The sequence below is a fragment of the Moritella sp. F3 genome, assembly GCF_015082335.1.
In the GTDB taxonomy this organism is placed as follows: Bacteria; Pseudomonadota; Gammaproteobacteria; order Enterobacterales; family Moritellaceae; genus Moritella.
This window is the reverse complement of the sequence record NZ_BLRL01000007.1, coordinates 187,796-212,273: the sequence shown is the minus strand read 5'-3', so window position 1 is coordinate 212,273 and position 24,478 is coordinate 187,796. Positions and strand designations below refer to the sequence as shown.

Genomic DNA, 24,478 nt, shown 5'->3' with positions numbered 1-24,478 from the left:
AAGTGAATGTTTTTTGATAGTATAGCCAGTAAGGTGATTTTATTAACTACTTAGCTCACATTTTATTACAGGCATAAAAAAACACCTGATGTTGCCATCAAGTGTTCTAAAATTTGGTGGGCCCTCCCAGACTTGAACTGGGGACCTGCCGATTATGAGTCGGATGCTCTAACCAACTGAGCTAAGGGCCCTAATCTTTCAAACGCTCTTACGACGCTTTAAGATGCAGAAAGTATATAAGCATAGTTTCTGCGTGTCTAGGTCATATTCAATAACTTAGACAAGTAACCAGCTAACTGTTCAATTATTCATCGAAGATACTGCGTGTTCTGCTAGTGCTCATAAATCGGCACATCATTATTCATTTATTGCAGGCATAAAAAAACACCTGATGTTGTCATCAGGTGTTTCAAAAGTATCTAACGATTCAATTACTCGTCTAAGAAGCTACGTAGCTGTTCGCTGCGGCTAGGATGACGTAATTTACGTAATGCCTTCGCTTCAATTTGACGAATACGCTCACGCGTTACATCGAACTGTTTGCCCACTTCTTCAAGTGTGTGGTCGGTATTCATATCGATACCAAAACGCATACGTAGAACTTTCGCTTCACGGGCTGTTAGGCCTGCTAGAACGTCGTCTGTTGCGCCTTTAAGGCTATCTTTTGTAGCAGCGTCAACTGGTAAAGAAAGCGTTGTATCTTCAATGAAATCGCCTAAGTGAGAGTCTTCATCATCACCAATAGGCGTTTCCATTGAGATTGGCTCTTTAGCAATCTTCAATACTTTACGAATACGATCTTCTGGCATCATCATGCGCTCAGCCAATTCTTCTGGCGTTGCTTCACGACCCATCTCTTGCAGCATTTGACGCGAAATACGATTCAGTTTATTGATTGTTTCAATCATATGCACTGGAATACGAATTGTACGCGCTTGGTCAGCAATAGAACGTGTAATTGCCTGACGGATCCACCATGTAGCGTAAGTCGAGAATTTGTAACCACGACGGTATTCAAACTTATCTACGGCTTTCATCAGACCGATGTTACCTTCCTGGATTAAATCTAGGAACTGGAGACCACGGTTGGTGTATTTTTTTGCAATCGAAATTACTAGACGTAAATTCGCTTCAACCATTTCTTTTTTCGCACGGCGCGCTTTCGCTTCACCAATACTCATACGACGGTTGATGTTTTTAATCTGAGAAATAGTCAGACCAGTTGTATTTTCTACTAATTTTAATTTATTAATGCAACGGCGTACGTCAAAGTCGATACGTTGTAATGCTTGCGCATAAGGTGCCGCTGATTGTTGTGCTTTTTCAAACCAAGTGATGTCAGTTTCGTGACCCGCAAATGCTTCAACGAATGCTGCTTTTGGCATTTTGCAATGTTCAACACACATCTTGATTACAAGACGTTCTTGAACACGTACGTGATCCATCATGTCACGCATGTTATTTACAATGCGATCAAACTGTTTTGGGATTAGACGGAAAGTACGGAATACTTCACTTAGCATTTCAACTTGCAGGCGTGTTTTCGGGTGTTCTAAACCGTCTTCTTTAATGCCTTTTAGTAGTGCTGTGTGAAATTTACGTAATTCTGCAAATTTTTCAGCTGCTTCTTCAGGATCAGGGCCTTTGTTGCCTTCTTCCTCTTCTTCGTCATCATCTTCAGCTGAATCGTCTTCTTTGGTTGGTACTTCAGAGCCGATATGTGTTGCTGTTGGTGCTACATCGTCCGCATTTGGATCGATGAAACCTGTGATAATGTCGCTTAAGCGTGTTTCTTCAGCAAGGAATTTGTCATATTCAGCAAGTAACGAGTTAATTGCTTCAGGGTATTCAGCTACAGCCGTTTGTACTGCGTAGATACCTTCTTCAATACGTTTCGCAATTTTGATCTCGCCTTCACGAGTCAATAGCTCAACAGTACCCATCTCACGCATGTACATACGTACTGGATCGGTAGTACGACCAATTTCAGATTCTACAGAAGCAAGCGCTGCGGCTGCGGCTTCAGCGGCATCTTCATCAGGTGCTGATGTATTTTCTGCCATCAATAGGTCATCTGCATCAGGTGCAGTTTCTAGCACTTGAATACCCATGTCATTGATCATTTGAATAATATCTTCAACCTGATCTGAGTCCACAATATCTTGTGGTAAATGATCATTTACTTCTGCATAAGTGAGGTAACCTTGTTCTTTACCTTTAGCTACAAGAAGTTTTAATTGTGATTGAGGGGATTCCATAGAATACTTCCACTCCGGTGACGTGGTTCAAAGATACAGACGCAAAAGCACTGCGCAAACAAAGCAGTATAGTGCTAAACGGTGCTTTTTTCTACTTATTGGTATAATTATTGTGGTCAAAATGCGCGTAAATATAACGGTTATCACGTTATATTAGGCGAAAACTTTCAACTCAGCGTTCTGAACCGATTTAATTCGGATCTTTTTGTTAGATCTTAAATGGGGCTTAATGGATCATATTTCAAGCCATTACGATGATTTTAATTCATCTAAAATGCTTTTATACTCCAAACGCTCGGATTGAGTTAAACCACCTTGCGCTAATTTTAATTGTAGTTCACTGAAACGTTGTTCGAAGACTTGGGTGGAAAGAACAAATAAAGTATCGAAAAACTCTGCCTCAACGGCGTCATCTGCGCCATGATCCCATACGGCCAGTTTTATCAGTGCTTTCTGCTCCGGTGTGTCGCGCCAATATTCTAGTAATTGTGCTGTACTAATTTGATCGCTACCGTTTGTTTGTTCTAACAATTTTAATAAAATATTAATCCCAGGTAATTTTAATTGCGGTAAATCATCGAATACTGGCAGGTTAAAACCGATATGCGGATTTTGTACCAATAAGCCAATGGCACGGCGTATGGGTGTTATTTGGATCGCTTTTTTGGTTGGTTTCGTCGTTGCAACCGTGGTGAATAATTTATTTAACTTGGCTTCATCCCAGGCTAAGAAACGCGCTAATTTCTTCAATACGATACCGCGGTAGAAACCGTCAGGCATTTTTTCAATTAAAGGTTTGGCTTGGCTCGCTAATTTACTGCGTCCTACATCGGTATTTGTTTCAATGTTTTGGCTTAAACGGCTAAAGAGAAAGTCCGGTAATGTCTGGGCATCTTTAAAAAGTTGCTCAAGTGCGTCTTTTCCTTGGTTACGCACTAATGAATCGGGATCTTCACCATCGGGTAAGAACACAAATTTCAGATCTTTACCGTCACGTAATTGCGGTAATGCGTTCTCAAGTGCGCGCCATGCTGCATCTCGACCAGCTTTATCACCATCGTAACAACAGATCACTTCATTAGTATTACGGAATAAGGTCTGCATCTGATCACCAGACGTTGAGGTCCCCAATGACGCTACTGCATAATTAATACCGAACTGCGCTAATGCCACCACGTCCATATAACCTTCAACCACGACAATTTGTGGGATCTCTTTATAGGCTTGGCGCACTTCGTATAAACCATAAAGCTCTTTACCTTTATGGAAGATAGGCGTTTCTGGTGAGTTTAGGTATTTTGGTTTTTCATCGCCGAGTACACGACCACCATAGCCAATAACGCGACCACGTTTGTCACGAATAGGGAACATGACGCGTTCACGAAAACGATCGTAGCGACGTGATTGACCTTCGTTCTCGATGAGTACACCTGTGGTGAGCAGTTGCTCTTCAGTGTGTTTATCACGGCCAAAGCGTTTTAATACATTATCCCAACCTGGCGCAGCGTAACCAATACCATATTTGGCGATCACGTCAGCAGACAACCCGCGCTGTTTTAAATAATCATTTACGATACGTTTGTTCGGGTGTTCTTTTAGTTGGTATTGATAAAAGCGCGTGACACTTTCGAGTAGCTCGTAATAATCTTTACGTTCGGGGGCTGTCGGGCCATTATTATTACCGCCTTCTTCTCTGGGTACAGTAACGCCGTAAAAGCCCGCTAAATCTTCAATCGCTTCGACAAACTCAAGGTTGTCATACTCCATTAAAAATCCGATGGCATTACCGTGCGCACCACAACCAAAGCAATGATAAAACTGCTTATCTTGGCTGACAGTAAAAGAAGGACTTTTTTCATTATGGAACGGACAGCAAGCCTGGTAGTTTTTACCTGCTTTTTTGAGCTTGACGCGTTTTTCGACGATATCAACGATATCTGCTCGACCTATCAAGCCATCGATAAAGTCGCGAGGTATTCTACCGGCCATATGTACCTAACTAATGAGTATGAAGATTATTAACTATTAACAATAGTAATGACAATTACAGTAAATAAGTGACTCATGGTGTGAAGAAATCAGTTATGTGCTGTGCTCGTGACTAGCGTAATAGATTTTATGAGTGTTGAAAAGCAAACAAGCCGTGACTCTAGGAGTTCACGGCTTGTTTATAAGCGTTATCTTCATTGATTAAGTCAGAGACTTGCTCAATTGGATACGCCTAAATGCATACAGTAGTTATACTAATAGGGATTAGTATAGACGTACGCGACGTGCATTTTCACGAGACAATTTCTTAGCTAGACGCTTAGATGCTGCTGCTTTAGCACGTTTACGAACTGTAGTAGGTTTTTCGTAATGCTCACGACGACGTACTTCAGATAAGATACCTGCTTTTTCGCAAGAGCGTTTGAAACGACGTAGTGCAACGTCAAACGGTTCGTTTTCACGTACTTTAATTACTGGCATGTTTGCTTCCAACCTATAGGTTAAATGGTTCCAAGTTATCTGGAACCTAAAAATATTTTTATAGTAATTCTATAAAAATGGTGCCGAATTGTACTCTAAAACACGATTAGATGTAAAGACTAATAACTTGACGTTAGGGAAATAAGCATCATTTGGCGCTGGAGAAAAAGACATTGCACAGGTACTATTGTCGAGTCATGTTTAAGGTGAATAAATAAAATGCGCGTAATAGGAATAGAAACATCATGTGATGAGACCGGCATTGCAATTTATTGTGATGAAAAAGGGCTAATGGCTCATCAACTTTATAGCCAAGTAAAACTACATGCTGATTATGGCGGTGTAGTACCGGAATTAGCGTCACGTGATCATGTGCGTAAAATTATTCCATTGATCAAAGCTGCATTAGTTGAAGCGGGTTGTACTAAAGATGATATCGACGGTATTGCTTATACAACAGGTCCTGGACTGGTTGGTGCATTAATGGTGGGCGCGACTGTTGGTCGTAGTATCGCTTATGCATGGGATATTCCCGCATTAGGTATTAATCATATGGAAGGTCATATGCTGGCACCTATGCTTGAAGAGCAGACGCCTGACTTTCCGTTTCTAGCAATGTTGGTATCGGGTGGCCACACGCAAATAGTCCGTGTTGATGGTCTTGGTCAATACACGCTTATGGGTGAATCAGTTGATGACGCGGCTGGTGAAGCATTTGATAAAACAGCGAAACTACTGGGTCTCGATTACCCTGGTGGTCCTAGATTATCGGCACTAGCTGAAAATGGTGTGGCAGGACGTTATAAGTTCCCACGTCCAATGACGGATCGCCCTGGTTTAGATTTTAGCTTCTCAGGATTAAAAACTTTTGCTGCAAATACGATTGCTAAAGAAAAGAAATTAGCCCAAGAAGCTGGCAATGATGACGTCGATGAACAAACACGTGCAGATATCGCGTTTGCATTCCAAGAAGCCGTCGTTGATACAATTTCAATTAAGCTAAGACGTGCAATCAAAGAAACCGGTATAAAACGCCTGGTTGTTGCTGGTGGTGTCAGTGCGAATAAATACTTACGCATTAAGTTAGCAGAAATGATGGTTAAGCATCACGGTGAAGTATTTTATCCACGTATCGAGTTCTGTACCGATAATGGTGCGATGATCGCGTATGCCGGGCTACAGCGTTTACGTCACGGTGGCGATGACAGCTTAGAGATCACGGCGCGACCACGTTGGCCATTAGATCAAATGGATGCGATATAAGTCATAACTATTTGATTTTTTAGTTGTCATATCTACCAATATGGGTAAATGTGAACAAGATAAACCAGACTATCGGTAGGTAGTCTGGTTTTTTTATAACTGCGATTAGGTGGCACGAGCATATTTGGCAATATACTATTTTGAATTATAATACGATATATTATATTAACACTTTTTAGGGATAGGTTAATTATGAGAGCAACAGCATTAAAAGTAACTGTGGCAGCGGGTATAATGGCTTTATTATCAGCATGTTCGAGCCAAACTAGCATTGATAGTGATTTGGATATTAGTGGCGCACCGGATTGGGTAAATATCGGCACTCAAACCGTTGATGACGATTCTGGGCGTTTATTACACGGTGTAGGCATGTCAAATGGCATCGCTGACGAATCATTACAAAAGTCTGTTGCTGATAATCGCGCGCGTGCTGAAGTTGCGCGTATTCTAGCAACGTCTGTTGATGCGATGCAGGCTGATTACACGGCGGCATCAAATGGTGAAGTGAGTGCCAATGTAGAACGTGAAATTAAAGCGAAAACTAAATTAGCATTGAATGGTGTCAAGATTATCGGTCGTTGGAGAAACACTGACAATGGCGATATTTATTCTTTTGCTGAGTTAGATTTGTCTGATCTTGACGCTGCTATTAAGCGTGCGACTGCATTAGCGCCACAACAGTAATCGCCTTAATTTAGGCATAAATGAATTGAAAGTTGTTAAATTTAGAAGGAAATGATGAATGAATAAGTTGTTAAAATTAGTATTAGGCTCGATCTTAGTATCGACATTAGCGACAGGCTGTAGCACCTCGGTAGAGCGTGTTGATGCGGGTCAGACTATCGATTTAAGCGGTGCTTGGAATGATACTGATTCACAAATGGTGGCACAGGAAATGATCAGTGATGTGCTAGCGCGTCCTTGGTATAACAATTTCACCGCTAAAACGGGTAAATCACCTGCTGTGATTGTCGGTACAGTGCGTAACTTAAGCCATGAACACATCAACACTAAAACCTTTGTTAATGAAATGGAACGTGAGCTAATTAATAGTGGGCGTGTTGAGTTTGTTGCATCAAGTGACGAGCGTACCGAGATCCGTGAAGAGCGTATTGACCAAGATTTAAATTCAACTGAATCAACACGTAATGCTGCAGGTAATGAACAAGGTGCTGACTTTATCTTAAAAGGTCAAATCAATACCATTATTGATACGGCAGATAGCGACCAAGTACGTTATTACCAAGTTGATTTAAGCCTAATCAGCCTAGCGGATAACCGCAAAGTATGGGTCGGTCAGAAGAAACTGAAGAAATTAGTGTCTAACGGTAAACTGCGTTATTAATAGGTTGTGATGAAAGCTGTATTAACATTTTTACGTTCGCGTCGTTATCTCGCTGTTATTGGGTTTAGTTTGTTGCAAGGTTGTTCAATGCAACAGCATCAGCTTAATGATTTGGCTCAAACATTAGATAATGGCAATGCGAGTCAAGTATTGACTGAAGTTGCGCAACGGGAGTATCCAGAGCGTGATCTCGCCCAATATAAACTCACACTCGGTTTATTGCGCGCTGTGAACGGTGATTTTGCTGGTGGCATTAATGAATTGCAGGCTGCGAAAGCGGAAATAGCCCAACTGCAGGCGTTAAGTGTTAGCGAAAATATTGGTGCGGTTACGGTCAATGAAACCCTACGCAGTTATACCAGTACCGCCAGTGAGCGGATGTTATTACAGCAATTGCTGATCCTCTCTTACTTGATGGAAGATGATCTTGATGGTGCGCGGGTTGAAGTATTACAAATGCAAGAACTGGCCAAAAGCTTACCGGATAACGGGCTGTCAGGATTCGTATCAAGCAGCTATTATTTGGGTGGTTTGGTGTATGAGCTTGGTGATGAAACCGATAACGCCATGATCAGCTATCGTCAAGCTTATCAAATAATGCAAACCAGTAAAGTATCTATTCCCAGTGTATTGCAAGACAGCTTATTACTGGCGTCGAAGCAGTTGGGGCTTAGATCTGAACATGAACAACTAGCCAAAGAGTTTGGTCGAGACGTAAAAGCACCGGATCGAAATCAAAGCCAGCTTGTATTAGTGTATTGGGGCGGGGTGGTATCAGCGAAACAGCAGCGCTACTTAAGCATTTATGAACCAAGTCTGGGTTATAACATTTCGTTGGCATTACCTTATTATGCTGAAAAATATGTCAAGCCTACGCCTTGGCGTTTTACAGTGTTAGGTAAAACCGCTGAAACTGAAATCTTTGATGATGTAAATTTATTAGCTCGTGCTGATCTTGATGCTGAATCAGCTGCAATTTACGCTGCAGCATTAGCGCGAGTTATTATCAAACAAACCGCATTACATGAAGTGAAGAAAAAGGATGAGGACGGATTAGCGACCTTGTTATTGAATCTTACCAGTATGATCAGTGAAATGGCTGATGTACGTAGTTGGAATATGTTACCAGCGAGTATTCAAGTACAACGTGTGGCATTGGATGCAGGAACGTATTACTTACAGCAACCGACGTTAACGCAGGGACTCTCTGTGACTGATACAGTGCCTGTTACTGATATAGCGCCTGTGGCTCCAAGGTTACTAGCACCTGAGCAAGTGCCGCTTGAATTAGTCAATGCGACCGCAAGTATTAATAATGAGGTGGATAAGGCGAGTGAAACGGATAACGGCTTGAGTTTACCCCCGTCGAAAACAGCGCAGGCAGATGGGATTGTCGTAGATGCATTGACCTCTGATTCCGTCGCGATGAGCAATATCGGTAATTCTCTAGTCACTACTGTTGGTACTGCACCTTTGGTGTTAAAACCCGGGAACACCATGTTACTGTTTTATTCGAGTGCGGCTAAAAAAGCTTATTACACATTATCACCTTAAACTTTAATTATTGATGACTGCCAGGATTCATTGTAAATCGCAGATGGGGTCTGGTACATCATTATTCGTTTGTTACAGGACTCGACAACATGATCAATAAATTATTTTCCACCAGTATCATTTCTGCCGCAGCCATTTTTCTGAGTGCTTGTAGTAGCACGCCAGAGCGCCCAACTTGGCTTGATGGTGCAGATGCTAGTTATCCTCAAAATATCTATTTGACGGCCTCTGGTCAAGCTAAAACAGCCAGTGTGGCCGATAACCGCGCATTAGCTAATTTAGCCAAGATATTCGAAGTCTCGATTGCCGATGAAAGCATTGATTTTAGCGAAGCCAATATTAGTCAGAGCAATGTCAGTGGCAAGACTATTCGTCAGGTTGATAACAAGCAAACCTTATCGCGATTTGTTAATACCCAGGCTCAGCAAGTGCTACAGGGCACTAGTATTGTAGAACGCTGGCAAGATCCGGTGACGGGGCAACAGTCTAGTCTCGCCGTGATGAAGAAGGCTCCTGCTGCAGCGCTGTTCATGCAATCAATACGTGCCGCGGACGAACAAACTAGCGCCGCAGTGAAGTATGCAGAGCAACAAGCACCGAATCCACTGATTGCCCTTAGTGCATTAGAAAGTGCCCGTGAGCGTCAAATCACGCGCTTAAATGACAATAATAATCTACGTGTCGTGACTGGCAACGATGTCAATGTGGCGTATTCGGTAGAAACCTTAACGCAGATGATTAAAACACGCTTAGCGGCATTATCGTTTGCGACGTCAGCAACGGATGAGCAAGCCTTGTTATCTTTGCAAAGCGGCGCCGCTGAAGTGGGCGTACAGCTTAAAGAGGATAGCCAATACAAATTGGTATTAACCTTGGATAAAGGCGTAGTAGAGCAACGTCAGGCGTGGTATTGGTTACGTGGTAATATTGTCTTAAATGTCATGGATGGCGATAAGAGTATTGCCAATAAACGCTGGCCATTTAAGATCTCGGCACAAAGCGAGCAATTGTTGGAACAGCGACTTGCGGTTAAGCTCAATGCCGAGTTACCTGGTTATGTGTATCAAGTATTAACGCCGGAATTATAATGTAACCTTATTATAATTTACCCCAGAGCGTTACAGGGATATTTAGAGTATAAAAAAAGCCAGTCCTGATAGTTCAGGACTGGCTTTTTGTTATATAACATTAAGACAATGAAGTTTAGTTCATGCCGTAACGTTTTAGTTTCTTCCGAAGAGTACCACGGTTGATGCCCATCATCACAGCTGCACGGGTTTGGTTACCGCGTGTATACTGCATAATGATATCTAGCATTGGCGCTTCAACTTCTGCTAATACCAAGTCATAAAGGTTTTCTACGTCTTGGCCATTTAATTGTGCAAGGTAATTTCGTAGTGCTTGTTGGACAGAATCACGTAATGGTTTCTGTACAATTTGCTCAGCTTGTTGCACGGTTGCAGAAGTTGTTAAGGCACTAGGAGCCAGATTTTGTTCAAACATATATTGCTCTTCTCGTTAGCTTAAATCATCAAAATATTTCATTAATGCAAGGTGTTGTTCCGCAGAACTATCCAATGCATTAAAGCTTTTACGAAACTCAACACCATCAGTCTGGTGTTGTATGTACCAACCCACGTGTTTGCGCGCAAATCGAACGCCCTTAAACTCACCGTAAAACTGGTGTAGGTTTTCGACATGTTGCAAAATGACTCGGCGAACTTCGTCAGCAGTTGGTACCGGTAATTTTTCACCTGTTTTAAGATAGTGATTTATTTCCCGAAAAATCCAAGGATTCCCCTGAGCTGGGCGTCCGATCATCAGACCGTCTGCACCTGTATACTCAAGTACCTGTTTTGCTTTTTCTGGGCTATCAATATCACCATTTGCGATCACAGGAATGCTAATGCTAGCTTTAATCGCTTTTATAGTGTCGTATTCTGCCATGCCCTTATACAGGCAAGCGCGAGTACGACCATGAACCGCGAGGGCTTGAATTCCAGCTTGCTCGGCGATTCTAGCTATCTCTACACCGTTGCGATTTTCAGGATCCCAACCAGTACGTATCTTTAGTGTTACTGGGATATCGACTGCGTTTACTACCGCGTCTAAAATCAGTTTCACTTGTTCCGGGTGTTGCATCAATGCAGAACCGGCGAATTTTTTATTTACTTTTTTCGCTGGGCAACCCATGTTGATATCAATGATCTGCGCACCATTTTTTACATTATGTTGCGCGGCTGCTGCCATCAACGCTGGATCTGCTCCTGCTATTTGCACAGAACGGATACCAGTTTCGCCAGCATGATCCATGCGCTGTAGCGATTTTTCTGAAGACCAAACTCGAGGGTTACTCGATAGCATCTCTGACACGGCCATACCCACACCCAATTCACGACAAAGTTGACGGAAAGGACGATCGGTTACACCAGCCATCGGAGCCAAGAATAATTGGTTATCCAGAAGATAAGGACCTATTTTCATCTGTTGCGGCTCATTTGCTCTAAGGCGGCGTATGTTACGCATTTTTCACCCGAGTTAAAAGGTTAATAATTAGACTATTGAATATTTTTTTAGTTGAAATCATTAAATAGTCAAAAAAACACCTCTAAATCAAATTATAACAACAGATAACCGAGCTAAATTGCTTATTATTCAATTTTCACCAAGGTTAAGTGAGAAATTGAGATAGCTTGCATTTTAGCCTGATTAATTACCGTTCGCACGTTTTTTACGTGATTACTGTTTATTTAATCTACACAAGCCTCATTTTCAAATTTGTTTCTGTAGATTAAACAGTATGGGTAATATTATTTGATTTCGCCGTTTAAGCGTGCCCATTCGTCACGTAATGTTGGTTCATCCATGTTGCAGTGCTGACGATATATTTCGTTCAATTCTGCTGCTTGGTGATCCAAAATACCTGACAAGGCGATTTTGCCACCCGGTTTTAAGAAGCTAACGATAAGTCCTGATAGTTCACGTAACGGTGCTGCTAGGATATTTGCTACAACAACGTCAGCTTTGATGCCTTCTGGTTGGTCGGCTGGTAAGTACAGTTCAATTTGGTCGGCAACGCCATTACGTTCAGCGTTATCACGGCTTGCTAGAATTGCTTGCGGATCGATATCAACACCGATAACACGTTTAGCGCCTAATTTAAGCGCTGCGATTGCGAGAATACCTGAACCACAACCAAAATCGACAACAGTTTTGCCTTCGAGGTCTTGGCCATCTAGCCATTGCAGACATAACGCTGTTGTTTGGTGAGTACCGGTACCAAATGCTAAGCCTGGATCAAGCATCACGTTAACCGCACTTTCGTCCGGTACTGGACGCCAGCTTGGGCAGATCCATAAACGTTCGCCAAATTGCATTGGGTGGAAGTTTTCCATCCATTCGCGTTCCCAGTCTTTGTCTTCTAATATTTCTAACTTGTAGCGAAAATCTGGACCTAATACCTTGGTTTTTGCTAAGAAAGCTAAGATTGGCTGCATGTCTCTATCGGCTTCAAACAAACCCGTTACATCAGTATCACCCCAAAGCAGAGTTTCACCCGGTAGTGGTTCAAAGATAGGGGTATCTTGTGAGTCCATGAATGTGACAGCACTTGCTCCTGCGCCTGATAGCATGTTGCCTATCTTCTCAGCTGTTTCTTCGTTAGCATTAATTTTTAATTGGATCCAAGACATCGATTTTCTCTCTGTTATTTCGTGGGCGTAATTGTACGCACCTAAGCTATAAGACACCATGGCTATTGGTAATTAAATGCAAATATCCACTTTTTATTATGTAAACCCTGCCGAGGGAAGACCTCCGTTTACGCGTTTGTTAGCGAGCTGTTATGAAAATTAGTCTAATATTGACGTAGTTATCGCTAAATTTATGCGTTATCATCTGGTTTTGGTCATGCCTCGTCGTTTTTAGTACATTACTTTTAGAGTATAAGCTCTATTTGTTGCTGTTAAAGTATAAACATGACGTTGTGTGCAGTTATGGTAAATATTATCCATCGCGATTTAATTATCTGATATTAATAGTCTAATTATTTGATATTAATAGCTTAGTTCGTTGCTATATTAATATGAATAACGTATTCGGCTACGGCGAGATCTTAGGAATAAACAATGAAAAGAGTTTTTTATGGCGTCATGACTGCGATTGCATTGAGTTGTAATGTGCAAGCTGCTGAGATTGGGTTTGCTGAAGCTTGGTATCAAGTGGCACAGAAAAATGATGCGCTGCAGGCAAAGAAAGAAGAAGTAAAACATTCGGAAGCTTTACAGGATGCCGCCAAGTCGCTGTATTTACCCAATGTCGATATTACAGGGTCATATACTCATTTTGATAAGCCGATAGAAGTCGATACATCTGAGGTAAAAGGAAAAGTAGGTGCTATTTTCCCTAGTATAGCTGGAATGCTTCCTAATAGCGTACCATTAACCAATCAAAACTTTGCCCATTCGTCATTGAATGCAGTGCTCCCTGTGTATACGGGTGGCCGTATTACTGCAGCGCAAGATATTCGCCAAGCACAAGTAGATGAAGCGCAAAGTAATTATAATTTAGCCACGCGTGCGACTTTTACTCAGTTAGTACAGTATTACTTTGGCGTCGTGTTAGCTGAGCAAGTTTATCAAGTGCGTCTGGATGCGGTGGATGCGCTAGCTGATCACTTAAATCATGCGGTGAAGTTTGAGCAGCAAGGGCAGATAGCGAAAGTTGAACGTCTGATGGCGCAGGTATCGTTAGACAAGGCGCAAATTGAAGCACAAAAATCATTACGTGATTATGAGATTGCTAAATTAGCGTTAACCAAAATGCTTAAACAGCAAGAGTCTGTACTGCCGACTACGCCACTATTTGTCAATAACAGCGTAACCTCGGTAACGCCATACTTGAGTAAAACCTTAACCGATCATCCCGGCATTGCTATTCTCAATGCCAAACGTGAGCAAGCTAAAGGCATGGTAGACATGGCATCGGCGAAGCATTTACCGGAGGTGATGCTATACGGTAATTATAATTTATATTCCGATGATTCTGCGACGGGCGAGCTATTACCTGAGTGGATGGTTGGCGTAGGTGTGCGTATTCCGATTATAGAGCGTTCTGGTACATCCCAAGAAGTTGTGGCTGCAAAAAGTTCGGTACGTCAGGTCAATCTATTACAAATGCAAATGCAGCAAGATTTATCGATTCTCGTCGAAAAAACCTATGCCGAAATGAGTCAGGCGTTAGAAGAATATAATTCATTAGCCTCAAGCGAAGCTTTATCAGAAGAAACCGTGGTGCTGCGTCAAAAAGCATTTAGCCAAGGTTTATCTACATCACTGGAAGTGGCCGATGCGCAGTTATATGCAACGAGTATTCGTGTTCAACGTCTGTCTGCAAGTTATAACTACGTAAAATCACTGGCGCAATTATTATCTGTGAGTGGCGATATTGATCGCTTCATGGACTATCTACAAATCAATGGTATCGAGGTTAAGTAAATGAGTAATGTTAAAAAAGGCATCATTGCGGTAGTCGTATTAGTTGTTATCGGCTGGTTAGTATTTGAATTTAATAAGGCGTACGAACCGAAAAATATCTTATTACAAGGCCAGATTGAAGCTGAGGAATATAACGTATCGTCTAAGATCCCGGGGCGTATAGCCTCTGTCGATGTGAAAAAAGGGGAGTTTGTTAGTCAAGGGCAGTTAATATTTTCGCTGGCAAGTCCTGAATTAGAAGCTAAGTTAGCACAAGCAAAAGCAGGTCGATCGGCGGCAAGTGCAATGCGTGAACAAGCTGAAACGGGGGCTCGTGAACAGCAAATCATAGCGTCTAAAGACCAATGGAAAAAAGCCCAAGCTGCATCACAGCTGATGGAGAAAACCTATCAGCGCGTTGATAATCTCTATAACGATGGGGTATTGCCAGAGCAAAAGCGTGATGAAGTATATACTCAATGGCAAGCGGCTAAATATACTCAAAATGCAGCGTACCAAGTTTATCAAATGGCCAAAGAAGGCGCGCGTAAAGAAACCAAGCAAGCGGCTATCGAGCAAGAGCGCATGGCTGAAGGTGTGGTGGCTGAAGTTGAATCTTACACCAAAGATACTAAACAATATGCCCTGCGTGATGGTGAGGTTGTGCAAATCCTGCTTAAAGAAGGTGAATTAGCGCCGACTGGTTTCCCTGTGGTGAGTATTGTCGATATTAACGATAGTTGGGCGGTATTTAATATTCGTGAAGACTTATTACCAAGATTGAAAAAAGGCACGGTATTAACTGCGCGTATCCCTGCACTCGGTGATGCGAGTTACCAGTATGAAGTCACCCATATTGCGGTTATGGGTGATTACGCGACGTGGCGCTCAACAGATAGTGCGAAAGGCTTTGATTTACGCACGTTTGAAATTGAAGCAAGACCGGTTAAGCCGATTGCCGACCTGCGTGTTGGTATGAGCGTACTTGTCGAGCTGGCGCCGTCAGCGACAGCGACAGCGCAGTAAGTTGGTCTGATGATGAGTTCATTCATTAGGCAAATCAAAGCGGTTTGGCAGCGTGAAAATCGCTTGATATTGGCCTCTAAATGGCAATTTTCACTGGTAACTTGGTTGCCGATTGCTTGCATGTTGTTGGTGTACGCCATTTTCTCGCAAGGTATTCCACGTGATCTTGCTGTGGCTGTTGTCGATCAAGATCATAGCCAATCATCACGTAGTTTAGTGCGTTTTATTGATGCCAATCCAGCGCTTGCTGTCGCGAGTCAATTGACGAACCTTGCAGAGGGTAAAGCCTTGATGCAGCGTGGTGAAGTCTATGCTGTCGTGCAAATACCACACGGGTTCGAGAAAAAAATCTATTTGGCGATGACACCAGAAGTGAGTACCTTCTACAATGCGCAGTATGTGTTAATTGGCAAATTAGTCTCCTCGAATATGGCGAAAACCTTTGCTACTTTCACTGCACAAATTGATGCGGTAAAAACGCTGGCGACGGGTGGTCATCTCGCGCTTATTAAAGGTGCGGTAGCCCCTATTTCGACACAGGTTAATCCTCTCTATAACGTATCAACGAACTACGTGCCATTTTTAGTCATGGCCGCTGTGCCGGCGTTATGGCAGATTTTTGTGTTGGTATCAGTCTTGCTGGCGTTTGGTTCGGAATATAAAAACAATAGCCAAGGACGCTGGTTTCAGCGCGCTGAGGGGGTTGTTACTAGTGCTGTGATAGGCAAACTATTACCTTATACCTTGTTATCCATAGTGCATGGTCTGTTGTTTTTGAGTTTCTTCTACGGTTACTTAAGTATGCCAATGCATGGGAACTGGGGATATTTATTACTGATACTGGTGATGGGCGTATTAGCTGGGCAGGCTGTTGCACTGTTTATCTTCACGTTGACGATGAATTTAACGCAGGCAATTAGTATGGGCGCGGCGTATTCAGCCCCTGCATTTGCTTTTATCGGGGTGACATTCCCTGCTGAAAGCATGCCACAGCTGGCGCAGATATGGCGGACACTGCTACCCATCACCCATTATATGCAGTTACAGATTGGCCAGGTTAATTACGGTCAAAGCTTTACGGTGTTATTACCGCAATTGTTAGCGCTAGGGTTATTTACATTAACCTTCGTGATCGCGGTAGCACGGATTAAACGTCACCGTGATAACGCATTGTTAGTTGCGCATAGCCAGAACTCAGTAGGGCATGAAGATGAATAAATTCTTGGCACTTGTCGTGCTCGAAATTAAAAGTATTTTTGCCGACCGTAGTATTTTATTGACTATGTTTGGTGGCATTATTATGTACTCTATCTTGTATCCACTGCCGTATTCTCAGCAGGTATCAAGAGACGCAGAAATTGTGGTGATTGATTATGATCGCAGCTCGGTGAGTCGTGAGTTGATCCGTATGGTTAACGCGACGCCAGATACACACATTGCTGGTCAGGTTGATTCAGTGCGTGATGCCGAGGCGTTAATTGAGCAAGGGAAAATAAAAGGTTTCTTAGTTATCCCTAAGCATTTTCGTCGAGATCTGTTGATGAAAAAGCCGGTGAACTTATCACTCGGTGGTGATGCCAGTTATTTCATGACTTACTCAACGATCACGTCGGGTATTCTTAAAGCGGGTGGGACCTTGTCGGCACAAATTAAAGTGGCCAGGTTAACCGTTGATACAGAAAGTATTCTGTTGGCCAAAGAGCAGTGGCAACCAGCGTCATTAAACCTACAACCCGTGTTTAATCAAGTAAATGGTTATTTAGATTACGTGGTGCCCGCGGTGTTTATTTTGATCTTGCAGCAAACATTATTAATCGTTAGCGGTATTTTATCGGCGAGTCAAAATGAACGCTCAAGGGCGAAAGAACAAGGTTACTGGTTAACAGCATCGCCGACTTTGTTATTACTGGCGCGAGGACTGGTTTTCCTGGGGTTATATTTAGTGTTTAGCTTGTATTACTTTGGGTTTGCATTGGATGTATACGGGGTTAATCGACTCGCGGCGGCGTGGGATATTCTCAAGCTACTGATACCATTTTTACTGGCCGTTGTCTGTCTTGGTGTGGCGTTAGGACAGTTGTATAATCAAGCTGAAACGGCGACGCAGGTTATTTTATTTAGCTCAATGCCTGTGTTATTCAGTAGTGGCTTTATTTGGCCGATAAGTGAGATCCCGACTTGGTTGGTGGCGGTATCGCAATTATTCCCGAGCACAGCGGCTATTCAAGGTTTGTTGCAATTAAACCAAATGGGCGCTGATTTTGAGGTGGTAAGGCATTTTCAAACTCAGTTACTAATCCAATGTTTTGGTTATGCGTTATTAGCTATTGTGTTACTGCGTTACAAACAGCGTCAATATCGAGTAAATGCTGTTTAATACCATTCATTAAATAATAAGGTGATTAACTCGCGTTGTTGTCATTTAGCCTCCATACTTTGCTTGTAGAAAAAGTATTTAATGGAGGCTAATATGAGTATGGCAACCAGAGTTGGCCAGTTCTTGGCTAGTCACAATATCGATTTTAGTTTAGTGAAACATCGGCACACGGCAAGTTCATTTAATTCAGCACTCTCTGCACACGTTTCCAGTTCACAAGTCGCTAAAGCGGTTATTTTACGCGACATTGGCGGCGATCACCTTATGGCGGTAGTGCCTGCAAACAAGCATGTATTAATTGGTGAAATTAATAGGCAAACAGGTAAACAGTATTACTTATTGGCTGAACACGAATTAGCGACACTATTTCAAGATTGTGAACCTGGGGCGATCCCCTCACTCGGGCAGATTTATGGCATGGATATGCTGGTGGATGATCTGTTATTCGAGCAGGAACAACTCTTTATTGAATCGGGCGATCACGTGAATTTAATCAATTTAGATAAACGTCAATTTGGTAAGGCGATGGGCAGTTTACCGCATAGTCATATTAGCGGATATAGCTTCAAAGAAGGACCATTATTTGAACGTCGCGATCTGTAAAACGGTAGGTATGAAATAAAAATAGGAACCATATTTGGTTCCTATTTATTTTTATAAACATGCTTTTTCGTTAAACTATTTTCTACACAACATTAGCTTGCTGGCGGTGTTGGATTACCTTGTACATGCAAATCTAATTGTGGATAAGGGATAGCAATACCTGCCGTATCAAGGGCTAATTTTAGCTCTTCTTGCATGCTGAAGTAAGCGCCCCAGTAATCGGCTGTTTTAACCCAAGGGCGCACTGCGAAGTTAACCGATGAATCCGCTAATTCTAAAATACCCACGGTGTACTCAGGATCTTGTAGGGTAAATTCGTTGTTTTTGATAACGTCAATTAAGATTGCTTTAGTTTGCTTAATGTCTGCGTCATACGATACGCCAACTACAAGATCTAAACGACGTTTACCTAGCGCTGAATAGTTAGTGATTGTGCCATCCATGATCGCAGCATTGGGTGCAATAATAACTTTATTATCTGGTGTAATTAAACGAGTCGAGAAAATGGTAATTTCATCAACAGTACCTGATACACCCGCAGCTTCGATGTAATCACCGATACGACAAGGGCGGAAGATAACCATTAATACACCCGCGGCAAAGTTTGATAGCGAACCTTGTAGCGCAAGACCAACTGCTAGACCTGCAGCACCAATAACAGCAACCAGTGATGCTGTTTGCACACCAAACTGGCTTAGCGTTGCAATAACCGTGAATGCAAATACGACACCCCAAGCCATATTACTGATAAAAGAAGCAACGGTTTGGTCAATGTTACGTTTTATCAATAAACCCGCAGTAATTTTTTTCATTACATTGGCAAGGTATTTACCGACTGTAAAGATAACAAGGGCGAGTAGTATTTTAGTGCCGTAAATTGCCGCAAGCTCAGGTGCTTGTTCGAGCAGTTTTTCGAGATATTCCATGGATAAATTCCTATCATTGAGAGTGTTAAACATGCGTGTACTTGCATAGGGTATTCTAGACCATATTAGTCAGTCTTTTTTGATATGGTACATTATTTCTAATCACTGACAAAGCACAGTCAAGTTAATGCTGTAAAACATTTATTCCGGTGAGTATATACACAATATAAAAAACCACTGATTTATTATTAATGGTTTATCGCTATTTTGGGCGAGTCGCTTGTGCTTCAATTATGACAGCATCATGACGCCAATATTCCAGATCACAATCAAGTAAATTATCGTGTTGATCATAATTGACTCGTTCTATATACATAGCTGCGCAACCTGATGTTGCCCGTAACGGCGTGGCAGTGTCGGCAATCAATGATGATGAACGAATACGATAATGTGTGCGTTGGTAAAGGGTATCGTAGTGCTGTTGATAAATATCCGTTAAGGACGCTGATAAATCGTGTTCGAGTAAGTTGGGTAGGCGTTCTGGCAGCACATAATTCGTGACTAATACCACAGGTCTATCCTCTAAATAACGCACTCGATGAATTTTGAGTACTTCCGTCTGTGGTGCTATTTGTAATAGCTGCGCAATATGATTGTCGGCAGCGACCATGGTGGCACTGATTAACTCTGTTTTGGGGGTGCGTTGCTGACTCTGTGCTAAACGGTGAAAATTGGTTGTGTTAGTCGGATCATAACGTAATGGTTCAGGGGAAATAAACCAACCTCGACGGTCTTCTCGATATACGCGGCCTTTTGACTCTAACAAAGACAATGCTTCACGTAGTGTCACGCGGGTGGTATTGAAATCTTCTGCAAGTTTTCGCTCTGACGGTAACTTTTGCCCTGAAGTTAATAAGCCGGATTCAATTTGCTGTAAAATTTCATTTTTAATGTTTAGGTATTGCACTAAAGCCTCACGAACCTTATTTATTTTTATCGAATGATTGGCTGCCGCGCTATGCTTTTTTGCTACGGCAGCCCTTTTATTCACTTATTATCAACTCGACTTATTTATGCTTAATGTTGCTGGCGCCAAGCTTGTGTTCTTTTATTGATAAACGATGCTGCCACTAAGTGAACTATTTTTGCTGTCGCCGCCGTGATTAAAATCATCACTGCCATTGCTGCCGCGGAACCCGTTTGTCCGGCATCATCCATGTTTAATACAGACACAGATGCTGGAATGGTATCGGTCGCATATAAGAATACAACTGCTGATGTGGTTGTTAAGGCGTTAATGAACAAGTAGGCCGCAATATCCATGATAGCAGGTGCACAAATTGGCAGCGTGATAACAAAAAATGCTTTGTATTGCGGCATTTTAATCGAGGCTGAAATCGCTTCAATTTCTGCTGGCAACTGTTTTAATGCTGTTAATGCTGTCATGTGGCCTACCGTGTAGTAATGCACGACAGTATTAACCACCAATAACATCATGGTTGCATACAAGCCATTAAGTGGGTTGTTTATATCATTGAAAAAGAAAATATAACCTAAGCCTAGTACAATGCCCGGAACTGCCATTGGGATAATCGTGATCATTTGCAGTAGTTGACGAATCGGTCCAAAACCACGGCCTTTTTCGATGACGTACGCGCCAATAAAGATGACAACAGTACCGATAATAGCCACCCAGCTTGCGAGTGTTAGCGAGTTAAAATAAGGCGACCAACCATAGGTGCTCACTTCACTAAAGTTATAATTATTAAAGCTGAGACTTAAGTTCCAAGGCCAGAATGTCACGAACGAAGCGTATATTGCCATGCCGATCACGGAGATGATGGCAAAGGCGATGATACTACAAAACAACAAGCAAATATGATCACGTACTTTATGTGGTTTTGGTGTGTAAGCCACAGAGCGAGAATCAAATAGGTTTTGTTGTTTACGTTGAACATGACGGTCAATAATAAAGGCTAAAACCGCGGGTAATAACAGTAATACACTGGTCACTGCGCCCATCGCGAAATTTTGTTGGCCGACAACTTGTTTGAAAATATCAGTCGCCAGTACGTTATAGCTGCCACCAATCACTTTTGGAACACCAAAGTCACAGACCACTAAGGTGAAAACTAAAATTAATGTACTAATCACACCATATTTTGCTGCTGGCAGTGTGACCATAAAGAATGTTTTAACAGGATGATTTTTTAAGACGGTCGCAGCTTCATATAAACGCGCATCTGAGGTGCGTAATGCTGTTGTTAAAATCATTAAGGCATGCGGGAATGTCCAAAACGCCATACCAATTGTAATCCCGATAACACCGTAAATAGATGCGCCAGCGAGTAACTCTTTGGCAATACCTTGATTACCAAACAAGTAAATCAAGCTGATCGCTGGTAATAATGACGGGGCAAGGATAGGCGCTGAACCAATTACTTGAAAGAAGGTTTTAAATGGCATGCAGGTACGTGTTAGTGCATAGGCATAGCTAAAGGCGAGTACGCCGACAATCGCTGTGGTGATCAGACCGACAGTGACAGTATTGGTAATCGACGCGATCATGGCGCTTGATGCAAAATAGTCGCTGAAATTTGTTAAACCGATAAAATTGCCATCAATGTCTTGGACACTTTTGGCAAACATGGTGAACATCGGGGCAACAATGAAAAAGCCCATCAACACCGTTAATATAATTAAAATAGTGGCGAGAATAGCGCTATCTCGGCTGAAAGTAAGCGCCCATCTTTGCAGATAACTTGGTGCCTTTAGGTTTTTATCTATTGTCGATTCCATGTTATATCCCTACCGCTAGCGTGCTTCTGTTGTTATTTTTTCGTGGAAAAATATGGCTAAAATCATCGCTATAACTAATGCGGCGGAACTCATCATTGGCTAATTTTAATTTTCTGACGTCTCGGATTGGCACATCGACTTTGATCATCGGTGCATTCATATTACCGACTAATTGGCATTCAGTGCGGACGTATGTCCCTTGGAATTCCATTGATTTAATTTGTACGGGAAGGTCTTGGGTATTATCGCTAAATTGAATATCTTCAGGGCGAACGGCTAAATCAAACATTTCACCGTGGTTTAACTCGCGTTTTGGTTTTGGTAATAACGTTTCGGCGATACGGATTTGGTCATCGCTGATCACTGAACTGGCGATGAAATTCATGTTGCCAACAAACTCTGCAACAAAGCGCGATGCCGGTTTATCATAAATTTCTTGTGGTGTACCCACTTGCTCGATAACGCCATGATTCATAACGACAATCCGGTCGGCCATCGCTAAAGCTTCTTCTTGATCATGGGTCACCATAATGGTCGTAATCCCCAGCTTGCGTTGCAGTGAACGAATTTCTTCTCGCAGATGCGTTCGCACTTGTGCATCTAATGCTGAAAGCGGTTCGTCTAATAATAATAGGCCTGGCGATAATGCTAATGCACGTGCCAGAGCTACTCGTTGCTGTTGGCCTCCAGACAGTTGATTGGGATATTTAGGCGCTGAATCAGCTAAGCCAATAATGCCTAACCAATGATTTACAATGTCGACGGCTTCAGCCACTGATTTACCTTGGTTGTGTAAACCAACACTGATATTTTCGGCAACGGTTAAGTTAGGAAAGAGGGCATAAGATTGAAATACAATACCAAAATCGCGCTTTTCAGGTGGTAAGAACGTGGTGTCTTTACCATCTTGTAAGATACAACCAGAGGTTGCTAAATCGAGGCCTGCTATTGCGCGAAGTAAGGTGGTTTTACCACAGCCCGAAGGGCCTAAAAAGCAGATGAACTCGCCTTGATTGATCTGCAAAGATATGTCGTTCAATGCGGTGAAACTACCGAATTTTTTAACAAGATTATTAATATTGAGATACGTGTTCATCTGACTGCTCATATGTTATTTGGACTATACCAGTATGGTAGGCAGCATTAGTGACAGTTTGATGACAGTGGGGCTTTTTAGTGATGCATTTACACTTATTTATATTTTTGCCATTTTTAGTTAAGTGCCCAGTGGTGTATCTACTTAAGTGTTTGTTAAAATTAGTAAATGTTTCAGGTGGCGAAAAATCCAAGTGTTATAAATAACACTTGAATTCGTTTAAATTAGCATAAAATAGCGTGATTATTATTGAGTAATAAGCATTAGTTAATGACTATTTCGCTTCAGATTTTGAATCAAATTTATCTGACCATGTACGTAGTACCACTTTACGGTCATTGGCCATTTTTCCAAAGTCCATTTCGACCATCGCGTCTTGTACATTTGGATAGTTCGTTACGGTTTTACTCACGTCTTTATGGCCAACTAATGCGTAAGATTCATTGTATAATTCGTTTGCTTGTTTTGAGATAGACCAATCAACAACGCGCTTTGCTGCCGCCGATGGTTTCACGAGGCCAACCGCTTCTGACTCCCAACCAATGCCGCCGTCAGGTAAGATCACGTCAAGTGGTGCGCCTTGTGTTTTTAATTTTGCGCCACGTAATGCCATCGACACACCAATCGCCACTTCACCCATACCTGCTTGTACACAAGGTTTAGACCCTGAATGCGTGTAATGTGCAATGTTGTTATTCAGCTTCGCCATGTAGCTCCAGCCTTTATCTTCACCCATGGTTTGTAACCATGCTGACACTTGCATGTACCCCGTACCTGATGATGCCGGGTTTGGCATAGCGATATGACCTTTGTAAATCGGTTTTAGTAGGTCATCCCACGATGTTGGTTTTGGTAAGTTATATTGTTTTGCGACGTATTCGTTAAAGCAGATGGCATTAAACCAGGCGTCATTGCCATACCATGCTTTGTTTTCTTCAGGGTCGATCATGCTTGTACGTAGATTCTCGACACCTTTTGGAGAATAGGGTTTTAAGATACCGGCATTTTTAAGCAGTGCCATTGATGAGCCTGCGAGACCCCAAACGACTTCTGCGCGAGGGTTATTTTTTTCTGCAAGTAACTTGGCTGTCATGATACCCGTTGAATCTCGTACCCATTTAATATCGATATCTGGATTCGCTTTTTCAAACGCAATTTTGTATTTTGCTAATACATCCGTTTCAAAGGCGGTGTAAACCACCACTTCCTCTGCGGCAAATACTGGTGCAGTAAACAAGGCGCCTAGGGCAGCGATAGAACCTATCATCCAACGTTGTTTCATTCGGTAACTCCAAAAATTATTAACGGTTGATTCTGGTCTGTACCAGATTTGTTGGGAACGATAATA

The 24,478-nt window shown here is 42.2% G+C and carries 21 protein-coding genes and 1 tRNA gene; 10 read left to right on the top strand and 12 right to left on the bottom strand.

Going from position 1 to position 24,478, the window contains the following annotated elements; genetic code table 11:
* Window positions 1-114: 114 nt before the first annotated feature.
* The 4 genes from JFU56_RS14000 to rpsU all read right to left on the bottom strand — a co-directional run bounded on the left by JFU56_RS14000 (window position 115) and on the right by rpsU (window position 4,727).
* A tRNA-Ile gene (locus tag JFU56_RS14000) sits at window positions 115-191 on the bottom strand.
* 240 nt (window positions 192-431) lie between these two features.
* On the bottom strand, window positions 432-2,258 hold the full coding sequence (gene rpoD, locus JFU56_RS13995) for an RNA polymerase sigma factor RpoD (RefSeq protein ID WP_198437906.1): 1,827 nt from the start codon (window positions 2,256-2,258) through the stop codon (window positions 432-434).
* A 249-nt stretch (window positions 2,259-2,507) separates the two neighbouring features.
* The gene (dnaG, locus tag JFU56_RS13990) at window positions 2,508-4,247 is read right to left on the bottom strand and encodes a DNA primase (RefSeq protein ID WP_198437905.1); all 1,740 of its coding nucleotides are present in this window, start codon (window positions 4,245-4,247) and stop codon (window positions 2,508-2,510) included.
* Between the two features lie 264 nt (window positions 4,248-4,511).
* Window positions 4,512-4,727: a 30S ribosomal protein S21 gene (rpsU, locus tag JFU56_RS13985; protein WP_006032380.1), complete on the bottom strand. Its 216-nt coding sequence runs from the start codon at window positions 4,725-4,727 to the stop codon at window positions 4,512-4,514.
* Window positions 4,728-4,946: 219 nt separating this feature from the next.
* Here rpsU and tsaD point away from each other — a divergent pair, with 219 nt between their 5' ends.
* The 5 genes from tsaD to JFU56_RS13960 all read left to right on the top strand — a co-directional run bounded on the left by tsaD (window position 4,947) and on the right by JFU56_RS13960 (window position 9,977).
* The gene (gene tsaD, locus JFU56_RS13980) at window positions 4,947-5,990 is read left to right on the top strand and encodes a tRNA (adenosine(37)-N6)-threonylcarbamoyltransferase complex transferase subunit TsaD (RefSeq protein ID WP_198437904.1); all 1,044 of its coding nucleotides are present in this window, start codon (window positions 4,947-4,949) and stop codon (window positions 5,988-5,990) included.
* 192 nt (window positions 5,991-6,182) lie between these two features.
* Window positions 6,183-6,674, top strand: coding sequence for an LPP20 family lipoprotein (locus JFU56_RS13975; protein WP_198437903.1), 492 nt, complete (start codon window positions 6,183-6,185; stop codon window positions 6,672-6,674).
* A gap of 58 nt (window positions 6,675-6,732) precedes the next feature.
* The gene (locus JFU56_RS13970; RefSeq protein ID WP_198437902.1) at window positions 6,733-7,335 is read left to right on the top strand and encodes a penicillin-binding protein activator LpoB; all 603 of its coding nucleotides are present in this window, start codon (window positions 6,733-6,735) and stop codon (window positions 7,333-7,335) included.
* Between the two features lie 9 nt (window positions 7,336-7,344).
* Complete coding sequence (locus JFU56_RS13965) at window positions 7,345-8,889, top strand: hypothetical protein (RefSeq protein WP_198437901.1); 1,545 nt, start codon at window positions 7,345-7,347, stop codon at window positions 8,887-8,889.
* Window positions 8,890-8,978: 89 nt separating this feature from the next.
* Entirely contained in the window at window positions 8,979-9,977 is a 999-nt protein-coding gene (locus JFU56_RS13960; protein WP_198437900.1) for an LPP20 family lipoprotein, read from the top strand.
* A 115-nt stretch (window positions 9,978-10,092) separates the two neighbouring features.
* On the opposite strand, the gene fis is transcribed toward JFU56_RS13960, so the two are convergent.
* The 3 genes from fis to prmA all read right to left on the bottom strand — a co-directional run bounded on the left by fis (window position 10,093) and on the right by prmA (window position 12,581).
* A complete protein-coding gene (gene fis / locus JFU56_RS13955; protein WP_006032374.1) occupies window positions 10,093-10,392 on the bottom strand; it encodes a DNA-binding transcriptional regulator Fis in 300 nt (99 codons plus the stop codon).
* Between the two features lie 15 nt (window positions 10,393-10,407).
* A complete protein-coding gene (gene dusB / locus JFU56_RS13950; protein WP_198437924.1) occupies window positions 10,408-11,373 on the bottom strand; it encodes a tRNA dihydrouridine synthase DusB in 966 nt (321 codons plus the stop codon).
* Between the two features lie 326 nt (window positions 11,374-11,699).
* Complete coding sequence (prmA, locus tag JFU56_RS13945; protein WP_198437899.1) at window positions 11,700-12,581, bottom strand: 50S ribosomal protein L11 methyltransferase; 882 nt, start codon at window positions 12,579-12,581, stop codon at window positions 11,700-11,702.
* Between the two features lie 435 nt (window positions 12,582-13,016).
* Here prmA and JFU56_RS13940 point away from each other — a divergent pair, with 435 nt between their 5' ends.
* The 5 genes from JFU56_RS13940 (at window position 13,017) to JFU56_RS13920 (ending at window position 18,369) form a co-directional block, all read left to right on the top strand.
* Window positions 13,017-14,384, top strand: a complete 1,368-nt coding sequence (locus tag JFU56_RS13940; protein WP_198437898.1) for a TolC family protein — start codon at window positions 13,017-13,019, stop codon at window positions 14,382-14,384.
* The gene (locus tag JFU56_RS13935; protein ID WP_198437897.1) at window positions 14,385-15,389 is read left to right on the top strand and encodes an HlyD family secretion protein; all 1,005 of its coding nucleotides are present in this window, start codon (window positions 14,385-14,387) and stop codon (window positions 15,387-15,389) included. It begins immediately after the preceding gene.
* A 9-nt stretch (window positions 15,390-15,398) separates the two neighbouring features.
* Complete coding sequence (locus JFU56_RS13930; RefSeq protein WP_242065961.1) at window positions 15,399-16,607, top strand: ABC transporter permease; 1,209 nt, start codon at window positions 15,399-15,401, stop codon at window positions 16,605-16,607.
* Window positions 16,600-17,766 carry an ABC transporter permease gene (locus JFU56_RS13925; protein WP_242065960.1) on the top strand — a complete coding sequence of 389 codons (1,167 nt, stop codon included), beginning with the start codon at window positions 16,600-16,602 and terminating at the stop codon, window positions 17,764-17,766. Before JFU56_RS13930 ends, JFU56_RS13925 begins: the two co-directional genes overlap by 8 nt.
* Before the next feature lie 93 nt (window positions 17,767-17,859).
* Window positions 17,860-18,369, top strand: a complete 510-nt coding sequence (locus JFU56_RS13920; protein WP_198437895.1) for an aminoacyl-tRNA deacylase — start codon at window positions 17,860-17,862, stop codon at window positions 18,367-18,369.
* Between the two features lie 92 nt (window positions 18,370-18,461).
* On the opposite strand, the gene JFU56_RS13915 is transcribed toward JFU56_RS13920, so the two are convergent.
* The 5 genes from JFU56_RS13915 to JFU56_RS13895 all read right to left on the bottom strand — a co-directional run bounded on the left by JFU56_RS13915 (window position 18,462) and on the right by JFU56_RS13895 (window position 24,412).
* A complete protein-coding gene (locus tag JFU56_RS13915; protein WP_198437894.1) occupies window positions 18,462-19,295 on the bottom strand; it encodes a mechanosensitive ion channel family protein in 834 nt (277 codons plus the stop codon).
* Between the two features lie 202 nt (window positions 19,296-19,497).
* Window positions 19,498-20,286, bottom strand: a complete 789-nt coding sequence (phnR, locus tag JFU56_RS13910; RefSeq protein ID WP_242065959.1) for a phosphonate utilization transcriptional regulator PhnR — start codon at window positions 20,284-20,286, stop codon at window positions 19,498-19,500.
* A 26-nt stretch (window positions 20,287-20,312) separates the two neighbouring features.
* Complete coding sequence (locus JFU56_RS13905) at window positions 20,313-22,034, bottom strand: putative 2-aminoethylphosphonate ABC transporter permease subunit (protein WP_198437893.1); 1,722 nt, start codon at window positions 22,032-22,034, stop codon at window positions 20,313-20,315.
* 1 nt (window position 22,035) lies between these two features.
* Window positions 22,036-23,130: a putative 2-aminoethylphosphonate ABC transporter ATP-binding protein gene (locus tag JFU56_RS13900; protein WP_198437892.1), complete on the bottom strand. Its 1,095-nt coding sequence runs from the start codon at window positions 23,128-23,130 to the stop codon at window positions 22,036-22,038.
* Window positions 23,131-23,404: 274 nt separating this feature from the next.
* Entirely contained in the window at window positions 23,405-24,412 is a 1,008-nt protein-coding gene (locus JFU56_RS13895; RefSeq protein ID WP_198437891.1) for a putative 2-aminoethylphosphonate ABC transporter substrate-binding protein, read from the bottom strand.
* Between the last annotated feature and the right edge of the window lie 66 nt (window positions 24,413-24,478).

Excerpts from the sequence above, each read along its gene's own strand:
- dusB (WP_198437924.1), bottom strand. The coding sequence starts at position 11,373 with ATGAAAATAGGTCCTTATCTTCTGGATAACCAATTATTCTTGGCTCCG.
- JFU56_RS13965 (WP_198437901.1), top strand. The coding sequence starts at position 7,345 with ATGAAAGCTGTATTAACATTTTTACGTTCGCGTCGTTATCTCGCTGTT.
- fis (WP_006032374.1), bottom strand. The coding sequence starts at position 10,392 with ATGTTTGAACAAAATCTGGCTCCTAGTGCCTTAACAACTTCTGCAACC.
- JFU56_RS13975 (WP_198437903.1), top strand. The coding sequence starts at position 6,183 with ATGAGAGCAACAGCATTAAAAGTAACTGTGGCAGCGGGTATAATGGCT.
- JFU56_RS13970 (WP_198437902.1), top strand. The coding sequence starts at position 6,733 with ATGAATAAGTTGTTAAAATTAGTATTAGGCTCGATCTTAGTATCGACA.
- JFU56_RS13895 (WP_198437891.1), bottom strand. The coding sequence starts at position 24,412 with ATGAAACAACGTTGGATGATAGGTTCTATCGCTGCCCTAGGCGCCTTG.
- JFU56_RS13920 (WP_198437895.1), top strand. The coding sequence starts at position 17,860 with ATGAGTATGGCAACCAGAGTTGGCCAGTTCTTGGCTAGTCACAATATC.
- rpsU (WP_006032380.1), bottom strand. The coding sequence starts at position 4,727 with ATGCCAGTAATTAAAGTACGTGAAAACGAACCGTTTGACGTTGCACTA.
- JFU56_RS13915 (WP_198437894.1), bottom strand. The coding sequence starts at position 19,295 with ATGGAATATCTCGAAAAACTGCTCGAACAAGCACCTGAGCTTGCGGCA.
- tsaD (WP_198437904.1), top strand. The coding sequence starts at position 4,947 with ATGCGCGTAATAGGAATAGAAACATCATGTGATGAGACCGGCATTGCA.
- JFU56_RS13930 (WP_242065961.1), top strand. The coding sequence starts at position 15,399 with ATGATGAGTTCATTCATTAGGCAAATCAAAGCGGTTTGGCAGCGTGAA.
- dnaG (WP_198437905.1), bottom strand. The coding sequence starts at position 4,247 with ATGGCCGGTAGAATACCTCGCGACTTTATCGATGGCTTGATAGGTCGA.
- JFU56_RS13940 (WP_198437898.1), top strand. The coding sequence starts at position 13,017 with ATGAAAAGAGTTTTTTATGGCGTCATGACTGCGATTGCATTGAGTTGT.
- JFU56_RS13905 (WP_198437893.1), bottom strand. The coding sequence starts at position 22,034 with ATGGAATCGACAATAGATAAAAACCTAAAGGCACCAAGTTATCTGCAA.
- JFU56_RS13900 (WP_198437892.1), bottom strand. The coding sequence starts at position 23,130 with ATGAACACGTATCTCAATATTAATAATCTTGTTAAAAAATTCGGTAGT.
- JFU56_RS13925 (WP_242065960.1), top strand. The coding sequence starts at position 16,600 with ATGAATAAATTCTTGGCACTTGTCGTGCTCGAAATTAAAAGTATTTTT.
- rpoD (WP_198437906.1), bottom strand. The coding sequence starts at position 2,258 with ATGGAATCCCCTCAATCACAATTAAAACTTCTTGTAGCTAAAGGTAAA.
- prmA (WP_198437899.1), bottom strand. The coding sequence starts at position 12,581 with ATGTCTTGGATCCAATTAAAAATTAATGCTAACGAAGAAACAGCTGAG.
- JFU56_RS13935 (WP_198437897.1), top strand. The coding sequence starts at position 14,385 with ATGAGTAATGTTAAAAAAGGCATCATTGCGGTAGTCGTATTAGTTGTT.
- JFU56_RS13960 (WP_198437900.1), top strand. The coding sequence starts at position 8,979 with ATGATCAATAAATTATTTTCCACCAGTATCATTTCTGCCGCAGCCATT.